The 10,018-nt window shown below is 62.8% G+C and carries 13 protein-coding genes and 1 other RNA gene; 11 read left to right on the forward strand and 3 right to left on the reverse strand.

Annotation, left to right across the window (positions count from 1 at the left end):
- Positions 1–12: 12 nt before the first annotated feature.
- Complete coding sequence (locus CAL18_RS01870; RefSeq protein ID WP_094795897.1) at positions 13–477, reverse strand: tripartite tricarboxylate transporter TctB family protein; 465 nt, start codon at positions 475–477, stop codon at positions 13–15.
- Positions 478–879: 402 nt separating this feature from the next.
- On the opposite strand from CAL18_RS01870, the gene CAL18_RS01875 reads away from it, so the two are divergent.
- From CAL18_RS01875 to CAL18_RS01890, 4 genes are all read left to right on the forward strand, one after another.
- Positions 880–1,326, forward strand: coding sequence for a hypothetical protein (locus CAL18_RS01875; RefSeq protein ID WP_026639926.1), 447 nt, complete (start codon positions 880–882; stop codon positions 1,324–1,326).
- Positions 1,326–1,640 (forward strand): cell division protein ZapA, encoded by a 315-nt coding sequence (locus CAL18_RS01880; RefSeq protein WP_026639925.1) that lies wholly within the window; start codon positions 1,326–1,328, stop codon positions 1,638–1,640. The genes CAL18_RS01875 and CAL18_RS01880 overlap by 1 nt, the downstream gene beginning before the upstream one ends.
- 45 nt (positions 1,641–1,685) lie before the next feature.
- A non-coding RNA gene (gene ssrS, locus CAL18_RS01885) (6S RNA) lies at positions 1,686–1,871 on the forward strand.
- Positions 1,872–1,948: 77 nt separating this feature from the next.
- On the forward strand, positions 1,949–2,695 hold the full coding sequence (locus CAL18_RS01890; protein WP_170940275.1) for an SIMPL domain-containing protein: 747 nt from the start codon (positions 1,949–1,951) through the stop codon (positions 2,693–2,695).
- Here the strand turns inward: CAL18_RS01890 and lgt are convergent.
- Entirely contained in the window at positions 2,670–3,458 is a 789-nt protein-coding gene (lgt, locus tag CAL18_RS01895) for a prolipoprotein diacylglyceryl transferase (RefSeq protein ID WP_026639923.1), read from the reverse strand. The two genes, CAL18_RS01890 and lgt, sit on opposite strands and share 26 nt — an antisense overlap.
- 103 nt (positions 3,459–3,561) lie before the next feature.
- Here lgt and ilvD point away from each other — a divergent pair, with 103 nt between their 5' ends.
- The 6 genes from ilvD to CAL18_RS01925 all read left to right on the forward strand — a co-directional run bounded on the left by ilvD (position 3,562) and on the right by CAL18_RS01925 (position 7,984).
- Positions 3,562–5,247 (forward strand): dihydroxy-acid dehydratase, encoded by a 1,686-nt coding sequence (gene ilvD, locus CAL18_RS01900; RefSeq protein ID WP_026639922.1) that lies wholly within the window; start codon positions 3,562–3,564, stop codon positions 5,245–5,247.
- Entirely contained in the window at positions 5,231–5,578 is a 348-nt protein-coding gene (locus CAL18_RS01905) for a c-type cytochrome (protein ID WP_026639921.1), read from the forward strand. The genes ilvD and CAL18_RS01905 overlap by 17 nt, the downstream gene beginning before the upstream one ends.
- 46 nt (positions 5,579–5,624) lie before the next feature.
- Complete coding sequence (gene msrA / locus CAL18_RS01910; RefSeq protein ID WP_026639920.1) at positions 5,625–6,182, forward strand: peptide-methionine (S)-S-oxide reductase MsrA; 558 nt, start codon at positions 5,625–5,627, stop codon at positions 6,180–6,182.
- 89 nt (positions 6,183–6,271) lie between these two features.
- Complete coding sequence (locus CAL18_RS01915; protein WP_051423784.1) at positions 6,272–6,979, forward strand: RNA polymerase sigma factor; 708 nt, start codon at positions 6,272–6,274, stop codon at positions 6,977–6,979.
- 25 nt (positions 6,980–7,004) lie between these two features.
- Positions 7,005–7,577: a ferritin-like domain-containing protein gene (locus CAL18_RS01920; RefSeq protein WP_026639918.1), complete on the forward strand. Its 573-nt coding sequence runs from the start codon at positions 7,005–7,007 to the stop codon at positions 7,575–7,577.
- A gap of 65 nt (positions 7,578–7,642) precedes the next feature.
- The gene (locus tag CAL18_RS01925; RefSeq protein ID WP_094795925.1) at positions 7,643–7,984 is read left to right on the forward strand and encodes a c-type cytochrome; all 342 of its coding nucleotides are present in this window, start codon (positions 7,643–7,645) and stop codon (positions 7,982–7,984) included.
- Positions 7,985–8,005: 21 nt separating this feature from the next.
- On the opposite strand, the gene hppD is transcribed toward CAL18_RS01925, so the two are convergent.
- Positions 8,006–9,121, reverse strand: a complete 1,116-nt coding sequence (gene hppD / locus CAL18_RS01930; protein WP_026639916.1) for a 4-hydroxyphenylpyruvate dioxygenase — start codon at positions 9,119–9,121, stop codon at positions 8,006–8,008.
- 155 nt (positions 9,122–9,276) lie between these two features.
- Here hppD and CAL18_RS01935 point away from each other — a divergent pair, with 155 nt between their 5' ends.
- A complete protein-coding gene (locus CAL18_RS01935; protein ID WP_026639915.1) occupies positions 9,277–9,753 on the forward strand; it encodes an Lrp/AsnC family transcriptional regulator in 477 nt (158 codons plus the stop codon).
- The last annotated feature ends 265 nt before the right edge of the window (positions 9,754–10,018 follow it).

Here is a 10,018-nt window from a genome sequence, read left to right on the forward strand (position 1 = left end):
TTCCCCGTGGTTTTAATTCATGCCCAGAAACGTCGGCCACAGCGGGAAGATCAGCCCCAGGCCCTTGACGAATGCCAGCCAGCAGAAGACCACCAGGAAAATGGCGTTGACCACTGCGACGCGCCAGTTGAACTCGAAGCTGGCGATGCTGCTGCCTGCCACCAGCAGGAAGATCGACAGGTACAGGCCCAGGGGGCGCAGCAACAGGCCGAACAGCACGACGGAGCCGATGATGATGAACAGGATCTTGAAGTCGAAGCGCTCGACGGTCGTTTCGGTGGCTTTCGAGGAAAGCGCGCTCAGCGCGACCACTGCGCCCAGCACGGCCAGGCAGATGCCCAGCCAGAACGGGAAATAGCCGGGGCCCATCCGGGCGGCGGTGCCCATCTGGTAGCTCGCCGCCTTCCAGGCGAATCCCAGGCCCAGGGCGACGAACATCACCCCCGACCAGAAATCCTGCCGATTGCGTAGCTGCATGGTCTACTCCTATGTACAGCATGTGAGTTAAAGCGGGCCCGCATCGGACCCGCGCAAAAGGGCACTGCAACGTGCCACTAGTTATGACAGGAGGTGCCGTTTTTAGGCAGCGCGCATGGTAGCGAAGGGGGGTGGGCCTGCAAACCCGACTCATCGGCGGGGCGGATGGGGTTTTCCCTAGAACGGGCGTCTAAGTTGTAACCCTGCGCCTGGATCGGCCCAGAATGAAAGCTGATTGAAAGTTATTAGAAAGACGCACGAAAGCCGCCACGCGGGTGCGCGGCGTTTTATTCTTGCGGATAGCCGGCACGATGGTTCGGTAAGTTCTACCGAATATTGCCGTGTTTCTCACGTTGCGTGCAGCCGACCGGCAGGCGCGCAGAATGGTTTACGATAGCGCCCATGTTGCAAGACCTCGACCAACTCGCCGCCCGGATCGGGCAACTGGTGCAACGCACGCGGCAACTACATGCCGAGCGCGACGCGTTGCGTGTCCGCCTGAGCCAAAGCGAATCCGGCCAGCGCGCGCTCGAACAGCGCTGCGCCGAGCGCGACGCCGAAATACAGGCCATGCAGGCACGCCTGCAAGAGCACGACGGCACCGTCGAATCCATGCTCGCCGAAGCCCGTCAAACAGAGGCCGACCTGCGCGAACAGCTTGCGCGTGCGATCGCCGAACGCCAGGAACTCGAAGCACGCGGCAATGCGCGCGAAGCCGAGCTGCTGGGCGATCTCGGCGCGCGCGATACCGAATTGCAACGGCTGCGTGTAGCCGCTTCCGCCGCCCGCGAGCGCATCGATACCGTATTGGCCCGCCTGCCGGGCGCGCCCACCGGAGACCAAGCCTGATGGAACGCGTCGATGTCACTATCCTGGGGCGGGATTACTCCCTCGCCTGCGCTACCGACGAAAAACCTGCGCTGTTGGCCGCCGTGCGCCATGTCGATCAACTCATGATGCGCATCCAGGGCTCCGGCAAGGTATCCAGCAACGAGCGTATCGCCGTCATGGCGGCGTTGCAGATCGCCGGTGAGTTGCTCGCCATGAAGGCTGCGCCCGATGGTCCCCTGGGGGGTTTGGCGGTGGGCGACTTCAAGCGTAGAATCGAGGACATGAACTCTCTGCTTGACGACGCATTGTCAGGCCAGGAAAAATTGTTGTAGGGCGCAAGCCCCCGGCGTGTCGGTATCACGCAGTTTTTTTTCAGTTTGTCCCTGCCGTGTTCGTGACTTGGCCATACATTCTCTGAACCTATGTCTTACGGCATATTGGTTGCGTGAATGGTGAGCTGGAGCGCTTGTCTCTTCGTAGATGAACCCGACGCTCAACGGAACGCGACCACCTTGAACCCAACGGTTCGAGATGCCGGCCTAGACGGCACAGGTGGGGCATTTCTTCCGGCGGGCCTGCTGCACGCAGGTCCGCGCCGGATGTCTCCTTCCCCCCTTCATCTCAATACAGGCTCGCCATGATGCGCTCCCGTCCCGTGCTTTCATTGAACCGGCTTGCGGCTGCGTGCTGCACGGCCCTGGCCCTCGCCGCGGCCCAACCGGCGTATGCGCAGCAACACGCACAGCCCGACGATGCTGCGGCGCGCGCCCCGGAACTCACTCTGCAGGCGTCGGCCGCGTCCGAAGTCCAACAGGACACGGTGCGCATTACGCTGGCCGCGGAACTCGAGGCCGCCACGCAGTCTGCGGCCGGCAAGGCGCTCACGGCTGCGCTGGACGAAGCGGTCAAGCGTGCCCAGGGCACAAAAGACGTCGCAGTCAGCTCGGGCGGCTACAGCATCTGGCCCAACACCAACGAAAAAGGCAAAATCCAGAACTGGCGAGCCCGCGGCGAGATCATTCTCGAATCCAAGGACTTCGCGGCGGCGTCGGCATTGGCTTCCAAGCTTTCCGACAAAACCGCCATCAGCCACATCAGTTTCGTCCTGTCGCGCGAGGCTCGCGACGCCGAAGAACGCAAATTGCTGGGCCAGGCGGCTCAGGCTTTCCGCGATCGCGCTCTGGCCGCGGCCACGGCATTCGGTTTCAGCGGCTATCAGGTTCGACAGCTCGAACTGAGCGGCGGCGGCTCGCCCGTACCCGTGCCGCGCCCCATGGGCGCGCAGATGATGGCCAAGAGCGCGGCAGCGGAATCGGCCGACGTGCCGCTCGAGGCGGGCAAGGTCACCGTCAGCATCTCGGTCAACGGGACGGTTGCCTTGCACTGAGCCCGAACAAAACCACGCCGGCCAGCACCATGGGCAGGGACAGCCACTGTCCCATGCTCATGCCGCCGGCCAGCAGGCCCAGGAATCCGTCCGGCTCTCGCGTGAATTCCACCAGGAATCGGAACGCCCCGTAGCCTATCAAGAACAGGCCGCTCACCTGGCCCGCCGGGCGAGGCCGGGCCGAAAACCACCACAGCAGCACAAACAGCACGATGCCTTCCAGGCCGAGCTCGTACAGTTGCGAAGGGTGGCGCGGCACTGTGTCGCCGGCCTGCGGAAACACCATGCCCCAAGGCGCATCCGTGGGGCGGCCCCACAATTCGCCATTAATGAAGTTGCCCAGCCGTCCCGCGCCCAGCCCCAGCGGGATCAGCGGCGCGATAAAGTCGCTGATCGTGAAAAACGACAGCTGCTTCTTGCGCGCGTACAACAGCATCACCACGATCACGCCGATCAGGCCTCCGTGGAACGACATGCCGCCTTCCCACAGATACAGCACTTCCAGGGGGTGGGCAAGGTAGTACGCCGGCTTGTAGAACAGCACGTACCCCAGCCGGCCGCCCAGCACGACGCCCAGCACGCTATAGAAGATCAGGTCTTCCAGGTCGCGCGGCTGCAGTGCGGGGGTGTGGCCGCGAACCAGGCGCATGCGCCCCAGCAAGTAGACCAGGGCGAACCCCAGCAGGTACATGAGCCCGTACCAATGAATGGCCACGGGGCCTATACGTAGGGCAATGGGGTCGAATTGGGGATGAAGCAGCATATTCCGCCACGCAGTAAAAGATTGGGTCGATAATAACCGGCGAAGGTGCCGTCCTAAAGCATGCCGGCCACACAGCAGGCCGGCAACATTTCCGGAGACAAGCATGCCCGATAACGAGCGCTCACGTCATATCACCCATGGTGTGGCCCGTGCGCCCAACCGCGCCATGTATTACGCGCTGGGCTACCAGGAAGCCGACTTCGACAATCCCATGATCGGCGTTGCCAACGGCCATTCCACGATCACCCCCTGCAACAGCGGCCTGCAACGGCTGGCCGACGCGGCGATCCAGGCTGTGCGCGCATCGCGCGCCAACCCGCAAGTATTCGGCACGCCCACCATTTCCGATGGCATGTCGATGGGCACCGAAGGCATGAAGTATTCGCTTGTGTCCCGCGAAGTCATTGCCGACTGTATCGAAACCGCCGTGCAGGGGCAGTGGATGGACGGCGTGGTCGTCATAGGCGGCTGCGACAAGAACATGCCCGGCGGCATGATCGCGCTGGCCCGCATGAACGTGCCGGGCATCTATGTCTACGGCGGCACCATCAAGCCCGGACGCTACCGCGGGCAGGATCTCACCATCGTTTCGGTGTTCGAAGCCGTCGGCGAGTTCACCATGGGCCGCATGCCGCAAGAAGATTTCAAGCAGATCGAAAAATGCGCCATTCCCGGCTCGGGGTCATGCGGCGGCATGTATACGGCCAACACCATGAGTTCCGCATTCGAGGCCATGGGCATGAGCCTGCCGTATTCCAGCACCATGGCCAACGAAGACGACGAGAAGGTGGCATCGGCAGCCGAATCGGCGCGCGTGCTGGTCGACGCCGTGCGGCGGGGTGTGCGGCCGCGCGACATCATCACGCGCGAATCCATCGAAAATGCGGTGGCGGTCATCATGGCCACCGGCGGTTCCACCAATGCAGTACTGCATTTCCTGGCCATCGCCCATGCCGCAGAGGTCGAATGGACAATCGACGACTTCGAACGCATCCGGCGCCGCGTGCCGGTCATCTGCGACCTCAAGCCGTCGGGCCGTTACGTCGCCACCGACCTGCATCGTGCCGGGGGCATTCCGCAAGTCATGAAACTATTGCTCGATGCGGGCCTGTTGCACGGCCACTGTCCCACCATTACGGGCAAGACCATTGCCGAAACGCTGGCTGACGTCCCTTCCGAGCCGCCCGCAGGCCAGGACGTCATACGGCCCATTTCAAAGGCCATCTACCCTCAGGGCCACCTGGCGATCCTCAAGGGCAACCTGGCGCCCGAAGGATGCGTGGCGAAAATCACCGGCCTGAAGAACCCCGTTATTACCGGGCCGGCGCGCGTGTTCGATTCCGAAGACGATGCCATGGCCGCCATCATGGACAAGCGCATCAAGGCGGGCGACGTCGTGGTCATCCGCTACGAAGGCCCCAAGGGCGGCCCCGGCATGCGCGAAATGCTGGCCCCCACGTCGGCCCTGGTGGGGCAGGGGCTGGGCGAAAGCGTCGGCCTGATCACCGATGGGCGGTTTTCGGGCGGCACCTGGGGCATGGTGGTGGGCCATGTGGCGCCCGAGGCATATGTCGGCGGGCCCATTGCCCTGATCCGAGAGGGCGATTCGGTTACCATCGACGCTCACCAACTGCTGCTGCAGTTGAATATTTCTGACGATGAGATAGCGGAGCGTCGCAAGGCCTGGGTACAGCCCCGGCCGCGATATACGCGTGGCGTGCTGGCCAAATTCGGCAAGCTTGCCGGCACCGCAAGTCGTGGGGCAGTGACCGATGCATTTGAAGATTAGGTTGGCGGCAGGGGCCGCCATGGGTTTGTGGATGGGGGCGGCTGCCGCCCAAAGTACTGAAGGCGGCCTGGCGCTGGCGCAACAAAAGGCCTGTATGGCTTGCCACCAGGTCGACAGCAAGCGGGTGGGGCCGCCGCTGCAAAGCGTCGCAGAACGCTACGCGGGGCAGGGCGAGGCCATGGTCGGGTACCTGGCAGAAAAGATCCGCGGCGGCGGGCGCGGTGCATGGGGCGTGGTGCCCATGCCGGCGCAGGCGCAGGTCAGCGACCAAGAAGCACGGCAGCTGGCCCTATGGATCCTTTCCCTGGCGCCTGCCAAGGCTGAAAACTAGTCATTGCGGGCGGCCATCCGGCCTGCCGCCATGCCAAGGAGCACATATGCGCGAGCAGACTTCCCCAGGTTCTTCCCAGGTTGCCGTGCTGGGCGGCGGTTGTTTTTGGTGCGTCGAGGCCGTCCTGCAGGATCTGCGCGGCGTCATCAGCGTGCAGCCGGGCTATTGCGGCGGGCATGTCGACCACCCCACCTACGAACAAGTGTGTGGCAAACAGACTGGCCATGTCGAAGTGGCGCGTGTCGAGTTCGACCCCGCACAGCTGTCCTACAGCGATCTGCTGCGCGTCTTTTTTGCCACCCACGACCCCACCACGCCGGGTCGCCAGGGCAATGATGTGGGGCCGCAATACGAGTCCGCTATTTTCTGGCAGAACGACACCCAGCGCGACGAGGCGCGCGCGGTCATGGCCGAAATCGAAGCGCAGCATGTTTACGACGCGCCCCTGGTCACACACTTGCGCGAACCGGCCACTTTCTGGCCCGCCGAAGACTACCACCGCAACTATTTTGCGCAGCATCCCGAACAAGGCTATTGCCAGTTCGTCATCGCGCCCAAGGTGGCCAAGTTCCGCAAGCAGTTCCACGACCGACTGAAGCGTTGATCCGCGGCGAGGCGGCCGGGAACGGAGCGTGCCGCGGCGGCATCTAATGCGGCATATCCTCGAATAATCGCGAGGCAGGAGCCGCAGATATGCCATCGACCTTGCTCAAGCCCATCGGCGCGGCGCTGTCCGACGCCGAGCTCGCCCACCGCATTGCGCGCGGCGACAGCCAGGCGCTGCAGGACCTGATGCGGCGCTGCAACCAGACGCTTTACCGCACGGCGCGCAGCATCTTGCGTAACGACAACGACGCGGAAGACGCCGTACAAGAAGCGTATATCAAGGCGTATCGGGTCATCGGCACATTCAGGGGCGATGCGTCTCTGCAGACTTGGCTCGTGCGCATCGCCGTCAACGAGTGCAGGCAGCGTCTGCGCAAGCGCGAGCGTCGGCTGCGCCTGGTCCCGCTCGTCGACCGGCCACTCACCGGCCCCGATCTGCCGGAGCACATCATGCAAGACGCCGCCAACGGATCGCGTCCCGAGCACCACGTATTGCAGGCTCAAACCCGCAGGCTGCTAGAGGCCAAGATCGACGAGCTTCCGGATGCGTTCCGGCAGGTATTCGTGTTGCGGGCCATCGAAGAAATGTCCGTCGAAGAGATATCCGGCTGCCTGGGTATCCCCGACGCTACCGTGCGCACGCGGTATTTCAGGGCCCGCGCCCTGCTGCGCAAGGCATTGCAGCGCGAGGTGGTCGCGGGCCTGGACGCCGCCTTCTCTTTTGCAGGCGATCGTTGTGATCGCATCGTAGCCGCTGTCATGAAGCGGCTGGACGCCGCCGGGCACGACGGCTGACTTTTCTTACTACTGGGGGTTCATCATGTCGTTTCTCGCGATAGGGACGGTCGCGCGCGCACCTGCTCGACGTGCGTTCCTGCAACAAGGCGGGCTGGTGTTGTCCGGTGCCGCGATTGCGCTGCTGTCCGGGCGCACGGCGTTGGCAAAGGGTGCCCAGGCCCAGGAATCCGATGTACGCATCCTCAATACGGCGCTGGCGGCCGAGCTGGAAGCGGTCGCCGCCTACCAGCTGGGGGCGGAAAGCAAATTGCTGCAAAAGCCGGTGCTCGATCTTGCCCTGACGTTTCAGGGGCATCATCGTGCCCACGCCGAACTGCTGTCAAAAACCGTCAAGGCGCTGGGGGGCAAGCCGGTGGCGGAACAGGCTCATTACACGTTCCCCACCAGTTCGCTCAAGAGCCAGGCCGATGTGCTGCGATTCGCCGCAACGCTGGAAAAGGGCGCTGTCAGCGCCTATCTGGGCGCCGTCCCCGTATTCGACAACCGCGATCTGGCCAAGGCGGCGGCCAGCATCCTGGGCGACGAGGCCATGCACTGGGCGGTTCTTCGGCATGCGTTGGGCGAAGAGCCCGTTCCTGTGGCCTTCATGTCATGAATGCGTCCTGCGGCTTTGCAACCGCCTGGCCGGCCATGCTGGCGGCCACACTGGCCGTAGCCAGCATGGCCGTGGCGGCCGATGCCCCGGCAGGGGTGGGTGACGCCCGTCGCGGTGAGGAAATCTACGGGCGCTGCCTGGCCTGCCATGCGCTTGCCTATAACCGCACCGGGCCGCGTCACTGTGGGCTGTTGGGGCGACGTGCAGGCAGCGTGCCCGGTTATTCTTATTCCCAGGCCATGAAACAGTCCGGGATCATCTGGAACGAACAGACCCTGGACGTGTTTCTGAAGAATCCGATGGCCGCGGTGCCCGGCACTTCGATGGGATATGCCGGCATCGCCGATGCCGGCGAGCGCGCAGACCTGATCGCGTACCTGAAACAGGCCCCGCCCTGCGCGCAATGAGCCCGAGCCGCCAGGTGGGCGTTACTCTACCGCCCGCACCACGCCGCGCCTCATCTGGTCTAGCTCGATCGATTCGAACAAGGCCTTGAAGTTGCCTTCGCCAAAGCCTTCGTTGCCCTTGCGCTGGATAATCTCAAAGAAAATCGGCCCGATCTGGTTCTCGGTGAAAATCTGCAACAGCAATCCGCCGCCCGGGGCGCCGTCGAGCAGGATGCGGTTCTTCTGCAGGCGCGCCACATCTTCGCCGTGGCCGGGCAGGCGTTGCTCCAGCAGTTCGTAGTACGTGTCGGGCGTGTCCAGAAAGGTCACGCCGTTACGCCGCAGCGCTTCCACGGTGGCGTAAATGTCGTCGGTCGCCAGCGCGATATGCTGGATGCCCTCGCCGCGGTACAGGTCCAGGTATTCCTGGATCTGGCCTTTTTCTTCCGTGCCTTCCTCATTGATGGGAATGCGGATATTTCCGCAAGGCGACGTCATCGCTTTCGATTTCACGCCGGTCACCTTGCCCTCGATGTCGAAATAGCGGATCTCGCGGAAGTTGAACAGCCGCTCGTAGAATTCCGACCATTCCGCCATGCGGCCCTTGTGCACGTTATGCGTCAGGTGGTCCACCAGTGCCAGGCCGGCTCCCGAATGGGTCAGATCGCTTTCTGCAGTCTGGGGATCCAGCGGCTCGAAATCCACATCATAGATGCTGATATCGCCGATGCCTCGGTGGTTGTTCTTGCCGCGCCAGCGATCCACCAGATAAATAAGCGAATCGCCTATCCCTTTGATAGCCGGGATATTCAGTTCCATCGGCCCGCTGTGCGAATCGAACCCCCAGGCGCCCAGTTCCAGCGCGCGCTTGTAGGCGCGTGCTGCGTCCTGCACACGGAAGCCGATAGCGCAGATCGACGGCCCATGCAGCCGGGCAAAGCGCTGTGCAAAAGAGTCCGGTTCGGCGTTGATAAGGAAGTTCACGCCACCTTGGCGATAAAGGGTGACGTCTTTATGGCGGTGTCGCGCAATGGCCTTGAAACCCAGCGTCTCGAACACCTTGCGCAGCGCGGCGGGGTCGGGCGCCGCATATTCGATGAACTCAAAACCGGCGGTGCCCATAGGGTTCTCCCACGGCTTGAAGGCGTCGGTGCTCATGGTCTCTCTCCTGATCTGAATGCGCCTGAACCTGAAGATTCAGTTCCCAAGCCGAAATTGTAGGCAGCCCGGCCGGGCAATTGATTGCAAACCTGCTTCGAAAAAGCCAGATCAGGGCAATAATATTGCTGCAAAAACACCATAAGGGACCAAACATGTCGCAAGCTGACCTGGACAGGACAGATCGCCGGATACTGGCCGAGCTGCAACGCGATGGCCGTCTTACCAATCAGGAACTGGCCGAGCGGGTTTCCCTATCACCCAGCCCCTGCCTGCGTCGGGTTCGCCGGCTGGAAGAGCAGGGCTATATCAAGCGCTATGTGGCGCTGGTCGAGGCCGAAAAAGTGGGGCTGGGGCTATTGGCCTACGTCTCCATCCGCCTGGACAAACACGTGGGCGGCAGCCATGCCCCCATTGTCGAGTTCGCCCGCGACGTGCAGCGATGGCCCGAAGTCACCGAGTGCTACGCCATGTCGGGCGACATGGACTATCTATTGCGCGTGCAGGTGGCCGATCTGGCCCACTTTTCCAGTTTTGCCATGGACACCCTCATGCGGCACCCTGCGGTGGTGGATATGAAGTCCTACTTCGCGCTCCAGCAAATCAAAGAAACCACCGAACTGCAGCTATAAGTAGCGACCCCCTGCGTGGGGGGCAGACGGCACGGCCAGGTAATATGGCCCCGTTTTTTAGGCGCCCGGAAAAAATACGTGCCGCACCTTTCTGCATGGTCTGAGTATCTGTGCTATAGTCTCGCTCCTTCGTTGCCCGGGTGTGTTTTTCCAGGTGGCGGGGCCGGTGTCTTGGTTGCGTCGGGCGGCACAATGTGAATACGCGTTGTTGCACAGCCTGAAAAAATCGTGCTAAGATGTCGGGCTTGGCAGTTAGCAAGTTATT

Source organism: Bordetella genomosp. 7 (assembly GCF_002261415.1).
Classification (GTDB): domain Bacteria; phylum Pseudomonadota; class Gammaproteobacteria; order Burkholderiales; family Burkholderiaceae_B; genus Bordetella_A.

Excerpts from the sequence above, each read along its gene's own strand:
- CAL18_RS01870 (WP_094795897.1), bottom strand. The coding sequence starts at position 477 with ATGCAGCTACGCAATCGGCAGGATTTCTGGTCGGGGGTGATGTTCGTC.
- lgt (WP_026639923.1), bottom strand. The coding sequence starts at position 3,458 with ATGCTGCTTCATCCCCAATTCGACCCCATTGCCCTACGTATAGGCCCC.
- CAL18_RS01915 (WP_051423784.1), top strand. The coding sequence starts at position 6,272 with ATGCCATCGACCTTGCTCAAGCCCATCGGCGCGGCGCTGTCCGACGCC.
- msrA (WP_026639920.1), top strand. The coding sequence starts at position 5,625 with ATGCGCGAGCAGACTTCCCCAGGTTCTTCCCAGGTTGCCGTGCTGGGC.
- CAL18_RS01935 (WP_026639915.1), top strand. The coding sequence starts at position 9,277 with ATGTCGCAAGCTGACCTGGACAGGACAGATCGCCGGATACTGGCCGAG.
- CAL18_RS01880 (WP_026639925.1), top strand. The coding sequence starts at position 1,326 with ATGGAACGCGTCGATGTCACTATCCTGGGGCGGGATTACTCCCTCGCC.
- ilvD (WP_026639922.1), top strand. The coding sequence starts at position 3,562 with ATGCCCGATAACGAGCGCTCACGTCATATCACCCATGGTGTGGCCCGT.
- CAL18_RS01920 (WP_026639918.1), top strand. The coding sequence starts at position 7,005 with ATGTCGTTTCTCGCGATAGGGACGGTCGCGCGCGCACCTGCTCGACGT.
- CAL18_RS01905 (WP_026639921.1), top strand. The coding sequence starts at position 5,231 with ATGCATTTGAAGATTAGGTTGGCGGCAGGGGCCGCCATGGGTTTGTGG.
- CAL18_RS01890 (WP_170940275.1), top strand. The coding sequence starts at position 1,949 with ATGCGCTCCCGTCCCGTGCTTTCATTGAACCGGCTTGCGGCTGCGTGC.
- hppD (WP_026639916.1), bottom strand. The coding sequence starts at position 9,121 with ATGAGCACCGACGCCTTCAAGCCGTGGGAGAACCCTATGGGCACCGCC.
- CAL18_RS01925 (WP_094795925.1), top strand. The coding sequence starts at position 7,643 with ATGGCCGTGGCGGCCGATGCCCCGGCAGGGGTGGGTGACGCCCGTCGC.
- CAL18_RS01875 (WP_026639926.1), top strand. The coding sequence starts at position 880 with ATGTTGCAAGACCTCGACCAACTCGCCGCCCGGATCGGGCAACTGGTG.